This is a genomic window from Arthrobacter sp. zg-Y238 (genome assembly GCF_024385525.1).
Taxonomy (GTDB): Bacteria; Actinomycetota; Actinomycetes; order Actinomycetales; family Micrococcaceae; genus Arthrobacter_B; species Arthrobacter_B jinronghuae.
In genome coordinates this window covers 532,673-553,537 of the sequence record NZ_JANFLU010000010.1, presented here as the reverse complement: position 1 = coordinate 553,537, position 20,865 = coordinate 532,673, and the positions used below count along the sequence as shown (strand labels likewise).

The window sequence follows — 20,865 nt, the reverse complement described above, 5'->3', positions numbered from 1 at the left end:
GGTATCTGTCCGGGTGCCCCATCCGCAATTGATCCAGGAGACCCATGTTCTCGAAGATTTTGGTAGCGAACCGGGGCGAGATCGCCATTCGCGCCTTCCGCGCCGCGTATGAACTAGGTGCCAAGACCGTGGCAGTGTTTCCCCATGAGGACCGGAATTCCATCCACCGTCAAAAGGCCGACGAGGCCTACCTGATCGGGGAAGAGGGACATCCGGTCCGGGCGTATCTGGACGTGGACGAAATTATCCGGGTAGCCAAGGAATCCGGCTGTGACGCCATCTACCCCGGTTACGGATTCCTTTCCGAAAACGCGAACCTCGCGCGGGCTGCGGCCGACGCCGGCATCACCTTTGTGGGTCCCGCGGCGGACATCCTCGAACTGGCCGGCCACAAGGTCCATGCCCTGAACGCGGCGCGGAAGGCAGGCATCCCGGTACTGCGCTCCACCGAGCCGAGCGACGACGTCGAGAAGCTGCTCAGCGAGGCGGAGGACATCGGGTTCCCCATCTTCGTCAAGGCCGTTGCGGGCGGCGGCGGCCGCGGCATGCGCCGGGTGGACACCGCGGACAAGCTGCCCGAGGCGCTGCAGGCGGCCATGCGGGAGGCTGAAACAGCCTTCGGCGATGCCACCGTGTTCCTGGAGCAGGCAGTCCTGCGTCCCCGGCACATTGAAGTACAGATCCTTGCCGATGCGGACGGCAACATCGTGCACCTGTTCGAACGTGACTGCTCCCTGCAGCGCCGCCACCAAAAGGTGGTGGAGATAGCGCCGGCGCCCAATCTGGATGAGAACATCCGCCAGGCCCTGTACCGGGACGCGGTGAAGTTCGCCAAGGCCCTGAACTACGTCAACGCGGGAACCGTGGAGTTCCTCGTGGACACCGTCGGCGAACGCGCCGGCCAGCACGTGTTCATCGAAATGAACCCCCGCGTCCAGGTGGAACACACGGTCACCGAGGAAATCACCGACGTCGACATTGTCCAGTCCCAGCTGCGGATCGCGGCCGGTGAGACGCTGGCCGATCTGGGCCTGCAGCAGGACGAACTGCAGATCCGCGGCGCCGCCCTCCAGTGCCGCATCACCACCGAGGACCCGGCCAACGGGTTCCGGCCCGACGTCGGCCGGATCACCGCCTACCGTTCCGCCGGCGGCGCCGGGGTCCGGCTCGACGGCGGCACCGTCTACGCGGGCGCTGAAATCAGCCCGCACTTCGATTCGCTGCTGGTCAAGCTGACCTGCCGGGGACGGACCTACCCCATAGCGGTCAACCGGGCCCGCCGGGCGCTGGCCGAGTTCCGGATCCGCGGCGTCGCCACCAACATCTCCTTCCTGCAGGCGGTCCTGGATGATCCGGACTTCGTTGCCGGCGACGTAGCCACTTCGTTTATCGAGGAACGCCCCGAACTGCTCAACGCCCGCGGCTCGGCTGATCGAGGTACGAAGCTGCTCAACTGGCTCGCCGATGTCACCGTTAATAAGCCCTACGGCGATCCCGTTGCGCACATCGACCCGGCGGAGAAGCTGCCCGCCGATCTGCCGGATGCCGTGCCGGGGTCCCGGCAGCGGTTGCTCGAACTCGGCCCCGAGGGTTTCGCGGCGGACCTGCGGCAGCGGACCGAACTGGCCGTCACCGACACCACTTTCCGCGACGCCCACCAGTCGCTGCTGGCCACCCGGGTGCGGACCAGAGACCTGACCGCGGCTGCACCCGCGGTAGCGGCCCTGACTCCCGAGCTGCTGTCCGTGGAGGCCTGGGGCGGTGCCACGTACGACGTCGCCCTGCGGTTCCTGGGCGAGGATCCGTGGGAGCGGCTGGCGGCCCTCCGGCACCAGCTGCCCAACATCTGCATCCAGATGCTGCTGCGCGGACGGAACACGGTGGGCTACACCCCGTATCCCACTGAAGTCACCGAAGCCTTCGTGGAGGAGGCTGCGGCTACCGGCGTCGACATTTTCCGCATCTTCGACGCGTTGAACGATGTCTCGCAGATGGAGCCTGCCATCCGGGCCGTCCGCAAGACCGGCACCGCGGTCGCGGAAGTGGCCCTCTGCTACACCGGCGACATGCTGAGCCCCAACGAGGACCTCTACACGCTGGACTACTACCTGGACCTGGCGCAGAAGATGGTGGACGCAGGCGCCCATATCCTGGCCATCAAGGACATGGCAGGCCTGCTGCGGCCGGCTGCGGCCGCCAAGCTGGTCGCCGCACTGCGGGAGCGTTTCGACCTGCCCGTCCACCTGCACACGCATGACACTGCAGGCGGCCAGCTGGCGACCCTGCTGGCCGCTGCCGAAGTGGGAGTGGACGCCGTGGACGTTGCCAGCGCGCCGCTGGCGGGCACCACCAGCCAGCCGTCCATGTCCTCGCTGGTCGCCGCGCTGACCAACACCGAACGGGACACCGGGATCAGCCTGGACGCTGTGGGTGCGCTGGAACCGTATTGGGAGGCCGTGCGGCGGGTCTACGCGCCGTTCGAATCCGGGTTGGCGGGTCCCACCGGACGCGTGTACCGCCACGAGATTCCGGGCGGCCAGCTTTCCAACCTGCGTCAGCAGGCGATCGCCCTGGGACTGGGGGAGCGGTTCGAAGCCATTGAGGACATGTACACCGCCGCGGACCGGATCCTGGGCCGTCTGGTGAAGGTCACGCCGTCGTCGAAGGTGGTGGGCGATCTGGCCCTCCAGCTGGTCGGCTCCAACGTTTCCCCGGAGGACTTCGAGGAGAACCCGCAGAACTACGACATTCCGGATTCCGTGATCGGCTTCCTCAGCGGTGAACTCGGCGATCCGCCCGGAGGATGGCCGGAGCCCTTCCGGACCAAGGCGCTGCAGGGCCGCAAGGTCAAGGCGCGCGACGTCGAACTGAGCGAAGTGGACAAGGCGGGACTGCACGCCGATTCCGCTACCCGGCAGGAAACCCTGAACCGGCTGCTCTTTGCCGGCCCGGCAAAGGAGTTCGCAACTGTCCGTGAAACCTACGGAGACGTTTCCGTACTGGAAACCCGGGACTACCTGTACGGGCTGCGGCGCGGGGAAGAACACGTCATCGAACTGGAAAAGGGCGTGCGGCTGATCGCAGCGCTGGACGCGGTGTCCGAGCCGGACGAAAAGGGCATGCGTACGGTCATGACCACCCTGAACGGGCAGATGCGTCCGGTCTCGGTCCGGGACCGCAGCATCGAAAGCACCACGAAATCGGCGGAACGGGCTGATCCGACCGAGGCCGGGCACGTTGCGGCTCCGTTTGCAGGTGCAGTCACCGTCACCGCCAAGGAAGGTGCAGAGGTCGCCGCAGGGGAAACCGTCGCCACCATCGAGGCAATGAAGATGGAGGCCTCCATTACGGCCCCGGTTGCCGGAACGGTTGAACGGGTCGCCATCTCCCGGGTGGAGCAGGTCCAGGGCGGGGACCTGCTGCTGGTCATCGCTCCGAAATGAGTACCGGCTTCACCGGTGCGAAATGATCGGTGGACTGTGACTGCATAGACTGAAGAGCGTGACTCACTTCGATCTGGCCATCATTGGTTCCGGCTCCGGCAACTCGATCATCACCCCGGACTGGGACGGTAAGAAGGTAGCGATCATCGACGGAGGCACGTTCGGAGGAACGTGCCTCAACGTCGGGTGCATCCCAACCAAGATGTTCGTGTATCCCGCCCAGCTGGCGGCCGCCGCAGTGGACGGTGCGCGGCTGGGCGTGGACACGGTGTCCGCAGGCGTCCGGTGGCGGGATATCCGGGACCGGATCTTCACCCGCATCGATGCGATTTCCGACGGCGGCCGCCGTTACCGGGACGAGGAGCTGGACAACGTCACGCTTTTCAGCGAATACGTCCGCTTCGTTTCGCCGCACGCACTCGTCACGGCGTCGGGGCAGGAGATCACCGCTGATGAAATCGTAGTGGCGGCAGGATCCCGTCCGGTCCTGCCCGATGTACCGGGGATGGACCTTCCCCAGGTGCATACCTCCGACACCGTGATGCGTATCGATGAGCTGCCGGCCCGGGTCCTGATCATCGGCGGCGGGTATATCGCCGCGGAGTTCGGCTTCGTTTTCTCCGCCTTCGGGTCCGACGTCACCATGGCTGTGCGGTCGGGGGCGCTGCTTCGGTCCCTGGATGAAACCGTGTCCGAGCGCTTCACCGCAGAAGCCTCCAAGCAGTGGAACGTGCAGTTCGAAACGACGGTGGACTCACTCGTCGAAAACGCCGACGGTTCCGTGCATGCGGTGCTCTCCGGTCCCGCCGGAGAGTCGGCCCTGGATGTGGACCTGGTGCTCGCAGCAACCGGCCGGACCCCCAACACAGACCGGCTGGACATCGGTGCTGCCGGTTTTGACCTCACCTCGGATGGCCGGCTGGCCGTGGACAGCTACGGCCGGGTGCTGGCCTCCGGCGCTCCGGCGAAGGGGATCTGGGCGCTGGGTGACATCAGCAGCCCCTACCAGCTCAAGCACGTGGCCAACCACGAAGCGCGCGTGGTGGCGCACAACCTGGTGCACCCCGGGGACCTGCGTGCCATGGACCACCGCTTCGTGCCGGCAGCGGTTTTCAGCAGTCCGCAGATTGCCAGCGTCGGGATGACCGAGGACCAGGCCATCGCCGATACGGAGGCCCGCGGCGTCGAACTGGCCCTGGCCGTGCAGGAATACGGGTCGACGGCGTACGGCTGGGCGATGGAGGATTCCACCGGGTTCGTGAAACTGCTGGCGGAGCGGGAAAGCGGCCGGCTGCTCGGCGCCCACATCATGGGACATGAGGCGTCCATGCTGATCCAGCCCCTGGTGCAGGCGATGGAGTTCGGCTTGGATGCCGCCACCATGGCCCGTGGGCAGTACTGGATCCACCCGGCACTGACAGAGGTGGTCGAAAACGCACTGCTTTCGCTGAATACAAAGGAAAAGCCGGGCAGGAACCGCCTCTAGGGGAGTCGGTTCCTGCCCGGCTGGGATAAATCAGACCCGCTGCCCGCTGTAGATATCGTCAATGACGTCGGAGAAGTCCCGCATCACCTGGGCGCGCTTGATCTTCAACGACGGGGTCAGGTGTCCGCTGGTCTCGGTGAAGTCGGTCGGGACCACACGGAACTCCTTGATCGCCTCGGCAGAGGAAACCTTCTTGTTGGCACGGTCCACCAGGGCCTGGAGTTCCTTCTGCAGCTCGTCGGTCTTGGCCACTTCGGTCACCGTCATGGTGTCCGGCAGTTTGTGCCGCCCGAGCCAGCCGGGAAGGGCTTCTTCGTCGATGGTGATGAGGGCCGAAATGAACGGCTTCGCATCCCCGACCACCACGCACTGGGAAACGATGGAATCGGCGCGGATGGAATCCTCCAGCTGGGAGGGAACCACGTTCTTGCCGCCGGCGGTGATGATGATTTCCTTCTTTCGGCCGGTGATCTTCAGGAAGCCGTCCGAGTCCAGTTCGCCGATGTCACCGGTATGGAACCAGCCGTCAGTAAACGTTTCACCCATCAGTTCCGGGCGGTTGTAGTAGCCCTTCATCACGCTGATGCCCTTGGCCAGGATCTCGCCGTCGTCGGCGATCTTCACGCTGTTCCCGGGAAGGGGTGCGCCTACCGTTCCCAGCTTGACGAGCTGCGGGGTGTTGGTGGTGAGCGGAGCCGTGGTTTCGGTCAAACCGTAGCCCTCCAGTACCAGCAGTCCGATGCCGTGGAAGAAATGCCCCAGCCGTTCGCCCAGGGGTGCACCGCCGGAGACGGCGTACTTCACGTTGCCGCCCATGGCCTCGCGGATCTTGCCGTACAGCAGGCGGTCGAAGAGAGCGTGCTTCAGGGTGAGGCTCAGTGGCACCTTGCCTTCCTGCTTCGCCTTCGACCAGGCGACGGCGGTCGCGACGCCGGCGTGGAAGATCTTGCCCTTGCCGCCGTCTTCGGCCTTCAGCATGGAGGCATTGAAGACCTTCTCGAGGACGCGGGGAACCACCAGGATGAAGCTGGGCTTGAAGCTCTGCAGGTCAGGCAGCAGGTTCTTGACGTCGGGCGTGTGTGCCACGGTTGCGCCGGTGGCCACGCACAGCACGGAAATGAAGCGGGCGAGGACGTGTGCCAGGGGCAGGAACATGATCGTCTGCGAGCCTTCGGTGGCAACTTCGGGCTCTGCCAGCTCGGAGTTCCGGGACACATCGACGAAGTTGGCGTGCGTGAGTTCGCAGCCCTTCGGCTTGCCCGTGGTGCCGGACGTATAAATGATGGTCGCAAGGTCAGCCATCTGGGCGGTGGAGCGACGTTTCTCGAGATCCTCATCACTCACCGAAGCGCCGTCGGCGCGCAGTGTGTCGAGTCCTCCGCCGTCGATCTGCCACACGTTGGCGACCATGGAAAGGTCCTCGTCGGCGGCGGCCGTGCGGACAATGTTCTCGTGCCTGGCAGCCTCAACCACAATGCCGACGGCGCCGGAATCGCTCAGGATCCAGGCGACCTGCGAAGGGGAGGAGGTCTCATAGACGGGAACCGATACCGCCCCTGCGAACCAGAGCGCAAAGTCCACCAGGGTCCATTCGTAGCGGGTCCGGGACATGATGGCCACGCGGTCGCCTGCCTTGATACCACTGGCCATGAAGCCCTTTGCCAGCGCCCGGACGTCCCTGGTGAACTCGGTGGCACTGATTCGCTGCCATTCTCCCTGGCCGTTCCGGACGGCAAAGAGAGCGGGGTTGCTTGGCTTGGCTGCCTGGTCGAGCAGCATGTTGGTGATGTTCGTCTGCGGCGGGGACTCCGCTAGGACGGGAACGCTGAATTCTCGCACGATAGCTCCTTTGATATCCGGTACGCCCGTAGGCACTGTTCAGCCTATAACGTAGATCACATTTTCTTACCCGTCGGTAACCTTGCAGATTCATAACAAACGCGTCGCCGCTCTTGCCGTTTCCCTAGAATGGGTTTCTGATGCGTCCAGTTACCCCAGCACCCGTTCCCCGTCCGCTTTCCACCCCGCTCCAGCGCAGGCTTGCTGCTTCGGAGCCGTTCCGGCCCCGCAGGCCCATGCGGCTGCCGAACCGAATGCGGCGCCGCGGGCTGGCTATCGGAATTGATATCGGCGGGACGAAAGTGGCGGCGGGGCTTGTGGACGGAGACGGTCGCGTGCTGAAGCAGGCACGCCGGTCGACGCCGGGGCAGGATCCCCGGGAAGTCGAAGCGGTAATCGTGGACCTGGTCCGGGAACTTTCGGCCGAGCACCACGTGTGGTCCGTCGGCATCGGCGCGGCCGGGTGGATGGACCTCGCCGGCAGCACCGTGTTGTTCAGCCCGCACCTGGCCTGGCGGAACGAGCCCCTCCGCGAGAACCTGGAGCGGCTGCTGCGCAGGCGTGTCTTCCTGGTGAACGACGCCGACGGCGCCGCCTGGGCGGAGTACCGGTTCGGAGCCGGCGCGGGGGAGAGCAGGATGGTCTGCGTAACCCTTGGAACCGGAATCGGCGGGGCGATGGTGCTCGACGGGCGCCTTGAGCGCGGCCGGTACGGCGTGGCGGGGGAGTTCGGGCACCAGATCATCATGCCCGGCGGGCACCGCTGCGAATGCGGCAACCGGGGCTGCTGGGAACAGTACGCCTCGGGTAATGCCCTGGGCCGGGAGGCCCGGGAACTGGCCGCAGCCAACTCCCCGGTAGCCCAGGAACTGCTCCGGGCCGTGAACGGCAATGCGGAGCAGGTGACCGGCGCCGTCGTCACCAGACTCGCCCTCGAGGGCGACCCGGCGTCCATCGAACTCCTTGATGAAGTGGGACAGTGGCTCGGGTTGGGGTTGGCGAACCTCGCCGCTGCCCTGGATCCGGGGATGTTCGTCATCGGCGGCGGGCTGAGCGATGCCGGTGATCTGCTGCTTGAGCCGGCGCGGCGGTCCTTTGCCCGAAACCTTACCGGGCGGGGCTTCCGCCCCGCGGCCAAAATGGAGCGGGCGGCACTGGGCCCGTCCGCGGGGATGATCGGAGCTGCGGACCTGTCGCGGATCGCCGCACGGCGCTGAGCCGGGGAGTCCCCGGGAGAGGAAACCGGGCCTAGACGGCCGCGCCGTCGTCATCCTCGTCGCGGTGCTGGGGCAGGCGGAAAAGCAGATAGGCTGCGGATCCCGCGAAGACGGCGATGGTTCCGAGGATGACCGGCAGCGGGGCGCTGCGCCAGAACATGGCGAACACCAGGAGCAGGAGCGGTCCGGCCAGTGTGCCGAGCCAGCTGAGCACTACCAGTGGTTCCCCGGTGCCAAGCGGCGGCGGCTCGGGCGGCACAAACCCGCCGTCGTCCTCATCTTCGTCCTTGGAGATATAGTCCCGGGGCCCAGCTGATGCCAACGGCTGGTTCTCGAAAATGGCGCGGGTCCGTTCGGCCGGTGTCGGTGCCGCCGGATCGCGGGACGGTGTTGTTTGTCCCGTTTCCCCGCTGCCGTGCGGGGCAGCGGCATCCGTGGCGCCGGCGGATTGGCCGGGTTCCGGATGCACCGGATCGCTGGCGTCCATGTGCTCCAGGCGGGCGACCAGGTCCAGCCAGACTTCCTCGTCGGTGGACTCGTTATGTTCCGGCTCGCGTTCGCTCATGCGCGCACCCCGGAGCTCACACGTCGGATGAATTCAGAGGAGCGGTCAAAGATCAGCGGCGCGTCGTGGTCCATGGTGGCAACGTGGTAGCTGTCTTCGAGCGGCACCACCTCAAGCTCTGCATTAACGAGCCGCCGGCGGAGCATTACCATGCTGGATTCCGGCACCACGGCGTCCACCCGTGACCGGAACGCCAGCACGGGAGCCGTAACGTTCGGCAGAGCCGCGGCAGTATTCCGGAAGAGCCTGCCCAGCTGCTGCACCGCGCCCACCGGCGTGCGGGGGTACGCACCCTCATCCTGCCCCTCGAGCCGGATGTCGTTGCCGATGGCAGGCACCGATTTCAGGAAATACTTCAGCACGCCCGAATAGCGTGCCCGGGGGTCGGCGAACGTCAGCCCGGGATTAACCACGACGACGCCGGCCACCGGCTGCGTCGCCGCCAGCCGCAGCGCCAAGGTGCCGCCCATGGAAAGCCCTGCCGACACAACACAGTCCGTCCGCTTCCGCAGGTTTAGGTAGGCGCTCTCGTATTCCTCGTACCAGCGCAGCCAGGGCGTCTGTGCCAATTCCTGCCAGCTGGTGCCGTGGCCAGGCAGCAGCGGCAGGCTCACGGCGTAGCCACGGTCCGCCAGGTGGCGCGCCCAAGCCGCAAGGCTCACCGGGGATCCGGTGAATCCGTGGCTGAGAAGCACGCCCACACCCGCGTTGGGTCCGTGCCCCTCTGAATGGAAGGCATCAGCGCCGGGGAGGAAAGTCATATGTCTATGGTTGCATTAGAGGGGCGTTTTTGGACCCCGCACGGGGGAAACTCCCGGGAACCCCTGTACGCGCCGAATTCACCAGCGGGGGATAAGCGCGCATACAGTAGAGTCTGGGGAACCAAACGGGTCCCCCGTTATTGTCTTGTCCGGACAGGAGATCAAGCCGCGTGTTCTATTGGGTGATGAAGACTATATTCATCGGGCCGGTGGTAAATCTTCTCTTCAGGCCTTGGGTCAAGGGAATGGATAACATCCCCGAATCCGGGCCTGCCGTCCTGGTGAGCAATCACCTTTCGTTCTCCGATTCGATCTTTCTTCCCCTCGCCGTGCCCCGGCCGGTGAGCTTCCTCGCGAAGAGCGATTACTTCAACGGCAAGGGCATCAAGGGCAAGCTCACTGCAACGTTCTTCCGGCTCGCGAACCAGCTGCCGATGGACCGCTCCGGCGGAGCAGCCTCTGCGTCCTCGCTCAAGGCAGGCGTCGATGTCCTGGAAAACGGCGGCCTGCTGGGCATTTACCCGGAGGGGACCCGCAGCCCGGACGGACGCCTGTACCGCGGCAAGACCGGTGTGGCCAAGCTGGTGCTCTCCACCGGTGTTCCCGTCATCCCCGTTGCGATGATCGGAACGGACAAGGTCCAGCCCATCGGCCGGCGGATTCCGAATATCCGTCGGATCGGCATCATCGTAGGCGAACCGCTGGATTTCTCGCGGTACGCCGGGCTGGAGAATGACCGCTTCATCCAGCGGTCCGTGACCGACGAGATCATGTATGAGCTCATGCGTCTTTCCGGCCAGGAATACGTGGATGTATACGCCAGCACCGTCAAGGAGAAAATGGCCGCCCGCAAGGGCGCTAAGGCCGCACAAGCACGCAGCGCGGCTGTCCGCCTTTCCACCACCGGCTCCGAATCCGGGACAGTGCCTCCGGCCGGCGGTTCGGAACTGCCTGCCGAAGCGGGCGACAAACTGCCCGGCGCCGTTACCGTCATCGGTTCGAGCGCGGCGAAGGGCACCGGAAAGCCCCGGGCTGCAGCCGAAGCGGGCGATACCGCGCAGGACGCCGGAAACAAGCGGCGCCTGAAGTTCCGGGGCCGCAGGCCCGGCGCCAACGGTGCCCGCGCTGTCCGGACCGATGCCGCCGAAACCAGCGGTGTCGGAAGCAACGGTGCCGAATCCAGCAGTGTTCGCCCTTCCGCCAGCGATGACCGCGACGTAGATCCGCGCTCCCACACTGCCTAGATTTCCCGAGGGGGAACGGCGGAAGCCTGCGTGTATTGCGTGCCCCGGCAGTGTTTATGACGGTTTTGTTCGCTCCAGGCGGGCAACTAGTAGGATTTAAGCCGTGACTGACACCCCCGTACACCGCGAGTCCATTCCGACCATGCTCTCGGGCGCGGCGGCCACTTCTGCGAGCCACCCCGAGCTGGACAACTGGCGTTCCCTGCCGATTTCCCAGCAGCCGACGTGGCGCGACGACCCGGGGTATGACGCGGCCATTGCCGAACTCTCGATGGTGCCGCCGCTGGTTTTCGCCGGCGAAGTGGATGTCCTCCGGAGCCGTCTGGCCGAGGCCGCCCAGGGCCGTGCTTTCCTCCTGCAGGGCGGCGACTGCGCCGAGACCTTCGAGGCAGCCACCGCGGACAAGATCAGCGCCCGCGTCCGGACGCTGCTGCAGATGGCAGTGGTCCTCACCTACGGTGCGTCCGTTCCGGTGATCAAGATGGGCCGGATGGCAGGGCAGTTTGCCAAACCGCGCTCGTCCAATGAGGAAACGCGTGACGGCGTGACGCTGCCCGCCTACCGCGGAGACATGGTCAACGGCTACGACTTCACACCCGAATCACGCCGGCACAACCCGGCGCGGATGGTGCGCGCCTACCATGCGTCCGCGTCCACGCTGAACCTGATCCGCGCCTTCACGCAGGGCGGTTTCGCCGACCTCCGGCTGGTGCACCACTGGAACAAGGGCTTCACGTCAAACCCGGCGCACTCCCGCTATGAATCCCTGGCCCGGGAAATCGACCGCGCCGTACGCTTCATGGACGCCTGCGGTGCAGATTTCGAAGCGCTGAAGCGAGTCGAGTTCTTCGCCAGCCACGAGGCGCTCCTCCTGGACTACGAACGGGCCCTGACCCGGGTGGACTCCCGGACCGGCCAGCCGTACGACACCTCCGGGCACTTCCTGTGGATCGGAGAGCGGACCCGTGAGCTCGATTCCGCGCATGTGGACTTCCTGTCCCGGGTGCGCAACCCCATTGGCGTGAAGCTCGGCCCGAAAACGAGCGCCGAAGACGCCTTAGCCCTGATCGACAAGCTGGATCCGAACCGGGAACCGGGGCGACTCACGTTCATAACCCGGATGGGTGCCCGGAACATCCGCGAGAAGCTTCCCGCCCTGGTGGAGAAGGTGACGGCCTCGGGTGCCCAGGTGCTCTGGGTGACGGACCCCATGCACGGCAACACCGTCACCTCGCCGAACGGCTACAAGACCCGCAACTTCGACGATGTGATGGACGAGGTGCGCGGCTTCTTCGAAGTGCACGATTCCCTGGGAACCTTCCCCGGCGGCCTGCACGTGGAGATGACGGGCGACGACGTCGCGGAGTGCCTGGGCGGTGCGGACCCCATTGACCAGGAAGCGTTCGTGGAAGGCTACGAATCCGTCTGCGATCCCCGGCTGAACCATATGCAGTCGCTGGAGATGGCCTTCCTGGTTGCCGGAGCCCTTTCCCGCAGGAGCTGACCGGGGCGCAGGACCGCCCGGGGGCTACACCACCTTGAGGACGACGGTGGAGCCCTCGGGGGCGGTTCCCGCACCCGGTTCCTGGTCCCGGACCAGGCCAAGCAATCCGCCCAGCAGATTCTCCACCTCGACGGTGAACCCGCGGCTTTCCAGGTCAGCCCGCGCGGTCTCGACGCGCTGTCCCACGTAATTCGGGACCTCAACCATCCGCGGGCCGAGGGAGATGGTCAGCGTAACGGTGGATCCGCGCTCCAGCAGCCCGGATGCCGGCGTCTGGGCGACTACCGCGCCCGCCGGCACGGTAGCGCTGTTCACCTTGTCCGGAGCCACGGCAGCCGTGAGTCCGGCGTCTTCAACGGCTTTCAGCGCAGCGTCCTCACCCAGGCCGGTGACCACGGGGACCTCGACGGGTGCCGGTCCCTTTGAAACAGTGACGTCGACCGGCGCTCCGAGCCGCAGCAGCGTATCGGGCAGCGGCTGCTGGCTGATGATACTGCCGGCTTCAATGCTTTCGCTGTACTCCTCCGTGACTGCGCCGAGCGCGAGCTCGCCCTCCTGAAGGTCAGCCCGGGCGGCTTCGAGCGTGCGCTGGACGACGTTGGGGACGGAAAACAGCTGCGGGCCCTTGGACACGAGCAGTTTCACGGGCTGGAAACGGCGGATTTCCCGGGCCGCGCCGGGATCGGTGCCCACGGCCAGCCCCGCTGCCACCACCTCATCGAACACTTCGTCGGTGGTGTAGTTCAGGCCGGCCTCGCCCAGCTGTGTGCCGGCTTCCTCGACGGAAGCGTTGCTCACATCCGGTACGGAGACAAGGGCTCCGGGTCCGGCACCGAAGAACCAACCGGCAAAGGCAACCGCCGCAAGCAGTACCGTCAGCAGCACGGCCAGCAGGATGCCCCGGCGGCGCGGCTTTCCGCTGCGAAGGGATAACTGCGGGCGATGGGCCTCACGGTCGTTCAGCCGCTGCCGGTCGCGTTCATCCCGCTGAGCTCTGCGCCGGCGCGCGTTGGGGCTGAGGTCGGCTTCGCCGTCTGTGTCATAGTCGTCGTCCGGGCCCTCGGCGTCGTACCCGTCCTGGTCCGCACCGTCATCCCCTGCACCGCGGCTGCCGGCAGGAAATACCGTGGTGGCGTTGTCGTTCCGGTGGATGACCTCGGTGTGGTTCGCGCGGGTACCGCCGGCGCCCAGTGAGGAGGTGTCGATGACGCTTGTGGCGGCACCGGCACCGGCAGCACCGCCGGCCGTGAGGACTTCCGTGGCTCCGGCCAACGCCTCGGTGGGTGTGCCGGCGCCTGACGGTCCGCTGGCCGGGTCCGGAGTGCACCGGAAGTCAAGCTCTGCATCGCTAAGCGATGTGCGGATGTGCCGCAGCTCGCCGAGCAGGGCCCGGCCGTTTACCGGGCGTTCCTCGGGGTCCTTTGCCGTGCACCAGCGGACAAGTTCGTCCAGGTCTTCCGCCAGTCCCGGGCACAGGTCCGAGGGCGCGGGAACGGAGGAATGGACGTGCGCAAAGGCCACCTGGATGGGTGAATCCCCGGTGAAAGGCTGCCGGCCCGTGAGCATTTCATAAAGCATGATGCCGGCTGAATAGACATCGCTGCGTTCGTCGGCACCGCCCGCAGTAACCAGTTCGGGTGCGAGGTAGGCGACGGTACCCACCAGTGTTCCGGTGTTGGTGCTGGTGGACACGGCGCGCGCCAGTCCGAAGTCGGCGATCTTGATCCTGCCGTTGTCCGCAAGGAGCACATTCTCCGGCTTGACGTCACGGTGGACCAGGCCGGCGTCGTGCGCAGCGGCCAGCCCTTCGACCACCGCATCCATCAGGGCGAGCGCAAGGCGCGGCGACAGGGGGCCGCGCTCGTCCAGCAGCCCGCGCAGGGTCCGTCCGGGCACATACTCCATCACGAGGTAAGCCAGGCTGTCGGTGATCCCCTGGTCCAGGACGCCCACCACGTGGGGGTGGGAAAGCCGCGCAGCCGATTTGGCTTCGCTTTCGAAACGCCGAAGGAAACCGCGGTCCGAGGCAAGGTGCGGGAACAGCACCTTGAGCGCCACATCACGGTCCAGGCGGCGGTCGGTGGCCAGGTAAACACTGGACATTCCGCCGCGCGCAATCAGGGACCTGACGAAGTAACGGTCGTCGACCAGCGTCTCAACGAGGGAGTCTTTCACGGGCTCATGCACTCTTCGATCCTAATGGCGGTACGCGGAAGGGTCCGGATCGACACCCGATCCGGACCCTTCCGCTGCACTCCGTGATTGCCTTACTGGAAGGACGCCCGGTGGGCAAGCACGGAACTGACGTAGTTGCGCGTATCCGCGAACATGCCGTGGGTGGTCACCGAGTACTGGCCCTGGTAGTAGGAAGCAATCGCGTTTTCCAGGCTGTCGCTGCTGCGGATCAAAGCGCTGATGATCGCTACGCCGGCCGTGGCATTGTCGTACGGATCCAGCAGGTTCAGCTGCCGTCCGACCAGCTGCGAGGCCCATTCCCCGGAGGAGGGAATGACCTGCATGGTGCCGATGGCGTTGGCCGGGGAGACGGCCCGCTGGTCGAAGCCGGATTCCTGGAGGGCAAATGCCTGTGCCAGGGCCGGGTCGACGCCCATCTGCGCTGCCGTGTCAGCCACGATCTGCTGCATTTGCGCACGGCTGGGAACGGGCATTGAGTTGAGCGTCTGCTTGTTGAGGTTGGCGTCGGCGACGGTGTGCTCGGGGTAGGTGTAGTGCAGGAAGGTGTTGGGAACCAGATCCGTGGGTGCGGCTGCCACGGGGGCGGAAGCGGTGACACTGACGGTGCTGCCGTCAACGGTGATTTTCTGGCCGGGGCGGATCACCGAGGTCTGCGACAGGCCGTTGGAGGCCATGATGCCGGAGAGGCTGACGCCGTGCTTCGCGGCGATTGCGCTGAGGGTATCCCCGGCAGCGACAGTGTAGGTGCCGCCGGTGCCGGGGGCCGCCTCGACACCGGTAGGTGCCGTGGGAGCGGCGGGTGCCTGGCCGTCAATGCGGATCGACTGGCCCGGGTAGATGACGGACGTGAGGGTCAGGCCGTTCGCGGCAAGGATGCTGGAGAGGCTGACGCCGTGCTTTCCGGCAATGGCGCTCAAAGTATCCCCGGAGACCACCGTGTAGGTGCCTTCGGCGGCAGCGGAGGCGGGAGCAGCGGATGCGGATGCCCCGCCAAGGCGGAGATCGTCCCCTGCGAAGATCAAAGAGGTCGGCTGCAGGTTGTTCACGCGCAGCAGTTCCGTCACGGACAGTCCGTACTGTGCGGCAATTGAACTGACCGTGTCGCCGGAAACGATCCGGTGCGTGGCAGGAACGGCCGACTCAGCCGGCAGCGTCGCGGGAACCTGGGTGGCCAGCTGCGAAGCGGTGACTCCGGTGGCAGCTCCGGTGTTCAGGTTCTTGATGGCCTGCAGGGGGAGCTGGGGAAACAGCGAGTTCTGGGGAGCGGCGGGGGCAGCTGCCGCCGGCTCGGCAAGAGCCAACGCGGACATCATCACTGCAGGAATGGCGGCGGTCGTCACGGCAACACTCAGTTTGCGCGGTATTCCTGTGGCAACGGGACGCGCCTCGGGCGTTCCCGTGGTGGACTGAGCGTTCATATGGTGATGTTTCCTCATCTGTGTTGGCCGCGGCCTTTACCGCAAATCCCTTGGATTAAAAACAAGTATTGGAACGGGTGTTACTGCTGTTGTTTATGTGACTCATGATGTGCTAGTTACTGATGTGATTACAGGTACTAATGTGAATTTACACTAACCAGCGACCGGCACAATACCCGGGTAGTCGTTTTTGTGTTTCAGTTCTGTTGCCAAACGGCAAAGTGGCCCGGGCAACCCCGGACGTGGCACCCTTGAAGGGTGAATGAACTCGAGGAACTTGTTTCCGACTGGCTGACCCTGCCCGATGTGGCTGAACAACTCGATCTCCCTATTAACAAGGTGCATAGCCTGTTGGAGGAGCGCGCCCTGGTGGCTGTGCGCCTCGGCGAGCGGAAGATCCGCAGCATCCCGGCTGCCTTTATCGCTGACGGCTCCGTGCTGGACAGCCTGAAGGGCACCATTTCGGTGCTCGATGACGCAGGCTTCCACGACGACGAGATGATCCGCTGGCTCTTCACGGCCGACGACACTCTGCCCGGCCGTCCCGTGGATGCGCTCCGTGAAGGGCGCAAGACGGAGATCCGCCGCCGAGCACAGGCGCTGGGCTGGTAACAACGCCTAACGCAGCACCTGAATAAGGAGCTGCCGGTCTCCGGACTGGCAGCTCCTTATTATTTGGGGATCTTAGTATCGCTAGGAACTGCGCCGAACGGCTGAGTGGGCCAGCGCGTCAAGTGCGGCCCGGGGGGTGCCGTCAAGGGGGAGTGCGGCTAATGCGGAAAACGCTGTTTCCGTATGCCTCGAGATGAGTTCCTCCGTCGCGGCCAGCGCCCCGGTGTCCAGGATGATTCCGCGCAGCCGGGCCACGCCGTCGTCGTCCAGCTCCGGATCCCCAAGCCGGGCCGTGATCTCTTTCCGGGCGCTCTCGCTTCCGCTGGACAGGGCGTAGGCGATCAGGACCGTGCGTTTACCCTCACGCAGATCGTCTCCTGCCGGCTTGCCCGTGGTCCGGGGATCCCCGAAAACTCCCAGCACGTCGTCCCGCAGCTGGAACGCCTCGCCCAGGGGCAGGGAGAAGCGGGAATAGCCCGCCAGGAGCTCTGCGTCGGCACCGGCCAGGGCACCGCCAAGGGTCAGGGGATGCTCCGTGGTGTACTTTGCCGCCTTGTAGCGCAGGATATTGAGCGCCCGGACGACGGCGTGTTCGGGGTCGTGGCCCGGACCTGCAACCTCTTCCAGGATGTCCAGGTACTGCCCGGCCATGACCTCTGTGCGCATGCGGTTGAAGATGCGCCGGGCCTCGGTGCCGTGCGCCGCCCGCGGACCCACCGCGGAAAACATTTCCTCGCTGAGGGACAGGCAAAGATCACCGGCAAGGATGCCTGCCGATGAACCGAAATGTAATCCGTCCAGATGCCAGTTGGAGTCCGCATGCGCCATCGAGAACGTGCGGTGGACGCTCGGCCCGCCGCGGCGGGTGTCGGACCGGTCAATGATGTCGTCGTGGATCAGTGCGGCACTCTGGAACAGTTCCAGTGCGACGCCGGCCCGGACGGCTTCCGGCTGCAGGGGAGTTCCGCCCGCGCCGCGCCATCCCCAGTACGCAAGGAGAGCCCGCAGCCGCTTCCCTCCGCGGGCAAGGTTGTGCACTGCATCCAGCAGGGGAAGCGCCTCGCGGGAGACCTCGGAGAGCACCGAGTGCTGGAGCGCCAGGAAATCCTCGAGTTCCGTGCCCAGCAGGCCCCGGTATGCAGCCTGCTCCTCCTGCGCGGATTCGACTGGGGTGGCGGGCACTGTTATTTCACCGCTTCTGCGAGGACCGTGGCACCGACAGTCACCGTTGCCGGGCCGCCCTCTTTGGTGATCGCCGTGATGTTGACCGTTTCGGGTTCACCGGCGCCGGTGCGCACGTAGTCGCGTGAGGAAGGGGAACCTGCGGCCGCCTCAGCTGCAGTGAATCCCTGCGCAACCAGCTTGGCATCGTAAAAGGAGAGGATCTCGGCTGCGGGAGCGTCCGAGGACTCCACCAGCACCGCGGTGAGCGTGCCGTTTGAGCGGTCCACGCTGCTTGATAGCAGTTCCGCGCCATCCATCATCGGGATGAGGTCGGACGGGAACCCCTCCGCGAGGGCAACGGGAGACGCCGTGGGTGTCGGGGAGCCGGAAGGAGCGCCGGAAGTAGGGGATGCGGACTGGGAATCGGCGTTCCCTGCCGTGTCGGTGGAGCATCCGGCTGCCGCCAGGATCAGGGCCGCGGCAGAGAGCATCGTGAGCGTCTTTTTCATCGGGTTCCGCTTCGGTGGGGGTCAGGGTCCTGCCACCCAGTCTAGGCGAACCGAAAACCGCTCCAGGGAAGATGGTTAGGGTGCCGAAAAAGAAGCGGAGAAGCGGGAAAGACGGGAATGGGGGCAGGGCTGGCTACGATGATGGAGTGAGCAATGGTCCCGACGCCGGCGGCGGCAACCGCGACTGCACCATCATGCACGTGGATATGGACGCTTTTTATGTTTCCGTAGAGCTGCTTAAACGGCCCGACCTGGTGGGCAGGCCCGTCATCGTAGGCGGGCTCGGGGGACGGTCCGTGGTCCTGTCCGCATCCTACGAGGCGAGGCGATACGGTGTCCGTTCTGCCATGCCGATGGCTGTTGCCCGCAGGCAGTGCCCGCAGGCTGTGGTCCTGGAACCGCACCAGGAGGTTTACCGGACCTTCTCCGGGCAGCTGATGCAGATCTTCGAATCCATTACTCCACTGGTGGAACAGCTCAGCGTCGACGAGGCCTTCCTTGATATTGCGGGAGCCATGCGCAGGCTCGGGCCGCCCCGGGCGATCGGCGAGCATATCCGCGAGCGTGTTGCCGCCGAACTGGGCATGACCGCCAGTGTCGGCATTGCCGCCACCAAGTTCGTGGCCAAGATCGCTTCCACCCGATGCAAGCCCAACGGACTGCTGCTGGTGCCCAAGGAGCAGACAGTGGACTTCCTCCACACGTTGGACGTTTCTGCGTTGTGGGGAGTAGGGGCCAAGACCCGCGAGGTACTGGCCCGTGTCGGCATTGCCACGGTGGCGGATGTGGCCAATACCCCGCCCACTGTGCTCCGCCGGCTGCTCGGGGCCGCGGGGGACCACGTGTATGAATTGTCCTGGGGGCGGGATAACCGGACCGTAACGCCCGTGAGGCGCGAAAAGAGCATCGGCGCGGAGGAAACATTCGCGTCCGACGTCAGCGACGACGACGTGCTGCACACGGAGCTGCTTCGGCTGGCACACCGCAGCGCTGTCCGCCTCCGGGCCGCCGGACTGCAGTGCAGGTCCGTTTCCCTGAAGCTGCGTTATGCGGACTTCACCACGCTGACCCGCACCCGGACCCTTCCCGAGCCGGTGGGCAGCGCCCAGATGATTTACGAGACGGCCAAAGGGCTGCTGACTGCCCTGGGCCCGCGGCCGCAAAGCGTCCGGCTGATAGGACTGCGGGCCGAACAACTTGAATCCGCCGAAGGTGCTGCCATGCAGCTGACCCTGGACGGACGGGAGGACAGCTGGCGTTCGGCAGAGGATGCGCTGGACCGGATCAACCGGCGGTTCGGCGAACTGGGCGTTGTTCCGGCCCGGCTCATCGCGCCGTCTCCCCGGAAGCCTCCGGCGGAGCCGGACCAGTTCCCGGGCTGAACTCCTTCCGGCGCTCTGCCCGGCCCCGGATAGGCGGTGCGTCGAGGCTGGTTCCCTACCCGGTGGAATACGTGGACGTGCCGCTTTCGTGCGGACCGGTTGCCACCTATCCTTGGACTAAGTGCAAAGCAGCAGCGAGCCTGCGCGGGAACATCCGGCGCCACACGTTCGTTGGTTGGTTTACAGGGGCAGGACCGGACGGCAAGGAGGCAGCAATGGCACTGTCGGAACACGAGCAGCGCTTGCTGGATCAACTGGAGCAGCAATTACATGCCGAAGATCCAAAATTCGCGAACTCAATGGCGACGTCCGCGGGCCGTGGGATCTCGACCAGGCGAATAGTCCTCGGCGCCTTGCTGGCTGTGGTGGGCTTGGGCGTGCTGCTTCTGGGAATTACGGAAGCAGGCATTCTGGTCGGCGTACTGGGGTTCCTGATCATGGGTGCCGGCGTGTACTACGCAACCACCCGGGGGAGGAAGAGTCCGCCGGCACCGGCGGACGGGCGCAAGGAGCGTGAGTCCAGTACACAGCGTGGATTCATGAATAACCTGGAAAGCAAGTGGGACGAACGCAAACGCGACCAGCCGTAGGTGCACCCGCCCGGCGGCGCAGGCCCTGGACCCCGTGACAGCTCAGGACCAAAGGGCGGCAGGCAGCTAGGAAGCGCAAAAAGGATCCGTTTCGGCGGGTCCTTTTTTGTGCCCTTTTCCCACTCCGGGATGCGTTTCCGGAACCAATGTCGGTTGGCTAAACCCCTCCACGACACTCCACCGGCCAGAATCCGCTTCAACATGCGGATTTTGGACACGACGCGCCCGGAATACAACGGGCGAAGGCGTTGACTGTGGAGGGAAGTGGAGTAAAGTGGGGGACATAAGAGGGTAGGGGCGGTACTCAAGGGGTTTACCCCCAATCGGACAGGGCGGTGCGGGATGTTCCTAGGAACACATTCGCCGCGTCTGGACGAGAAGGGGAGGCTGATCCTGCCGGCCAAGTTTCGTGAGGAACTGGCCGACGGCCTTGTCCTGACGAGGGGTCAGGAGCGCTGCATCTACGTCTTCAGCCAGAAGGAATTCGAGCGGGTCCACGACCAGATGCGGGAAGCTCCACTTTCCTCCCGCCAGGCGCGTGACTACATTCGTGTCTTTCTCTCAGGAGCCTCGGACGAAGTTCCGGACAAGCAGGGCCGGGTAACCATCCCGCCGGCACTGAGGTCCTACGCAGGGCTTGGGCGCGAACTGGTCGTCATCGGCGCCGGTACGCGGGCCGAGATCTGGGATGCAACCGCTTGGCAGAACTATCTGGCAGAACAGGAAACCGCGTTCTCGGAAACAGACGAAGACGCGATTCCAGGGATTTTCTAGCAGTACCCACCCACTACAACCCGGGCCGGGTCTTGGACGAGATCTCCCGCCGCCCCACCGCAAGGCCATCTGGCTTCCCTTCCCCGGAGCCAGAAGGCACGCAGCGGTGAGGCGCGGATGGGGGTCTGGTTTAAGAACCGGCCGCAGGGCAAATAACACTA

At 65.4% G+C, this 20,865-nt stretch carries 15 protein-coding genes and 1 pseudogene; 9 read left to right on the top strand and 7 right to left on the bottom strand.

Features of this window, described 5'->3' with window-relative positions:
• Window positions 1-44: 44 nt before the first annotated feature.
• On the top strand, window positions 45-3,443 hold the full coding sequence (locus tag NNX38_RS11545; protein WP_255798112.1) for a pyruvate carboxylase: 3,399 nt from the start codon (window positions 45-47) through the stop codon (window positions 3,441-3,443).
• A gap of 58 nt (window positions 3,444-3,501) precedes the next feature.
• Window positions 3,502-4,929 carry a mycothione reductase gene (locus tag NNX38_RS11540; RefSeq protein WP_255798111.1) on the top strand — a complete coding sequence of 476 codons (1,428 nt, stop codon included), beginning with the start codon at window positions 3,502-3,504 and terminating at the stop codon, window positions 4,927-4,929.
• 30 nt (window positions 4,930-4,959) lie between these two features.
• Here the strand turns inward: NNX38_RS11540 and NNX38_RS11535 are convergent, their stop codons facing one another.
• A complete protein-coding gene (locus tag NNX38_RS11535; RefSeq protein WP_255798110.1) occupies window positions 4,960-6,768 on the bottom strand; it encodes an AMP-dependent synthetase/ligase in 1,809 nt (602 codons plus the stop codon).
• A 236-nt stretch (window positions 6,769-7,004) separates the two neighbouring features.
• Here NNX38_RS11535 and NNX38_RS11530 point away from each other — a divergent pair, with 236 nt between their 5' ends.
• Window positions 7,005-7,985 carry an ROK family glucokinase gene (locus tag NNX38_RS11530; RefSeq protein ID WP_255798177.1) on the top strand — a complete coding sequence of 327 codons (981 nt, stop codon included), beginning with the start codon at window positions 7,005-7,007 and terminating at the stop codon, window positions 7,983-7,985.
• A 31-nt stretch (window positions 7,986-8,016) separates the two neighbouring features.
• Here NNX38_RS11530 and NNX38_RS11525 read toward each other — a convergent pair whose 3' ends face one another.
• Window positions 8,017-8,550, bottom strand: a complete 534-nt coding sequence (locus NNX38_RS11525) for a hypothetical protein (protein ID WP_255798109.1) — start codon at window positions 8,548-8,550, stop codon at window positions 8,017-8,019.
• A complete protein-coding gene (locus NNX38_RS11520; protein ID WP_255798108.1) occupies window positions 8,547-9,311 on the bottom strand; it encodes a carboxylesterase in 765 nt (254 codons plus the stop codon). Before NNX38_RS11520 ends, NNX38_RS11525 begins: the two co-directional genes overlap by 4 nt.
• Before the next feature lie 170 nt (window positions 9,312-9,481).
• On the opposite strand from NNX38_RS11520, the pseudogene NNX38_RS11515 reads away from it, so the two are divergent.
• Both NNX38_RS11515 and NNX38_RS11510 read left to right on the top strand, forming a co-directional pair.
• Window positions 9,482-10,162, top strand: a pseudogene (locus NNX38_RS11515) (lysophospholipid acyltransferase family protein); the annotation flags it as partial.
• Between the two features lie 535 nt (window positions 10,163-10,697).
• On the top strand, window positions 10,698-12,059 hold the full coding sequence (locus tag NNX38_RS11510) for a class II 3-deoxy-7-phosphoheptulonate synthase (RefSeq protein ID WP_255798176.1): 1,362 nt from the start codon (window positions 10,698-10,700) through the stop codon (window positions 12,057-12,059).
• 24 nt (window positions 12,060-12,083) lie between these two features.
• Here the strand turns inward: NNX38_RS11510 and NNX38_RS11505 are convergent, their stop codons facing one another.
• Window positions 12,084-14,246 carry a Stk1 family PASTA domain-containing Ser/Thr kinase gene (locus tag NNX38_RS11505; RefSeq protein WP_255798107.1) on the bottom strand — a complete coding sequence of 721 codons (2,163 nt, stop codon included), beginning with the start codon at window positions 14,244-14,246 and terminating at the stop codon, window positions 12,084-12,086.
• Between the two features lie 80 nt (window positions 14,247-14,326).
• Window positions 14,327-15,673, bottom strand: a complete 1,347-nt coding sequence (locus NNX38_RS11500; protein WP_255798106.1) for a lytic transglycosylase domain-containing protein — start codon at window positions 15,671-15,673, stop codon at window positions 14,327-14,329.
• Between the two features lie 258 nt (window positions 15,674-15,931).
• On the opposite strand from NNX38_RS11500, the gene NNX38_RS11495 reads away from it, so the two are divergent.
• Window positions 15,932-16,285, top strand: coding sequence for an Rv2175c family DNA-binding protein (locus NNX38_RS11495; RefSeq protein WP_229952314.1), 354 nt, complete (start codon window positions 15,932-15,934; stop codon window positions 16,283-16,285).
• Window positions 16,286-16,366: 81 nt separating this feature from the next.
• Here NNX38_RS11495 and NNX38_RS11490 read toward each other — a convergent pair whose 3' ends face one another.
• Both NNX38_RS11490 and NNX38_RS11485 read right to left on the bottom strand, forming a co-directional pair.
• Complete coding sequence (locus NNX38_RS11490; protein ID WP_370646430.1) at window positions 16,367-17,467, bottom strand: polyprenyl synthetase family protein; 1,101 nt, start codon at window positions 17,465-17,467, stop codon at window positions 16,367-16,369.
• A gap of 2 nt (window positions 17,468-17,469) precedes the next feature.
• Window positions 17,470-17,958 carry a hypothetical protein gene (locus tag NNX38_RS11485; protein ID WP_255798105.1) on the bottom strand — a complete coding sequence of 163 codons (489 nt, stop codon included), beginning with the start codon at window positions 17,956-17,958 and terminating at the stop codon, window positions 17,470-17,472.
• 194 nt (window positions 17,959-18,152) lie between these two features.
• On the opposite strand from NNX38_RS11485, the gene dinB reads away from it, so the two are divergent.
• The 3 genes from dinB (at window position 18,153) to mraZ (ending at window position 20,704) form a co-directional block, all read left to right on the top strand.
• Window positions 18,153-19,340: a DNA polymerase IV gene (gene dinB, locus NNX38_RS11480; protein WP_370646433.1), complete on the top strand. Its 1,188-nt coding sequence runs from the start codon at window positions 18,153-18,155 to the stop codon at window positions 19,338-19,340.
• Between the two features lie 215 nt (window positions 19,341-19,555).
• Window positions 19,556-19,930, top strand: a complete 375-nt coding sequence (locus tag NNX38_RS11475) for a DUF3040 domain-containing protein (RefSeq protein ID WP_255798103.1) — start codon at window positions 19,556-19,558, stop codon at window positions 19,928-19,930.
• 342 nt (window positions 19,931-20,272) lie between these two features.
• Complete coding sequence (gene mraZ, locus NNX38_RS11470) at window positions 20,273-20,704, top strand: division/cell wall cluster transcriptional repressor MraZ (protein ID WP_227922615.1); 432 nt, start codon at window positions 20,273-20,275, stop codon at window positions 20,702-20,704.
• Window positions 20,705-20,865: the final 161 nt, after the last annotated feature.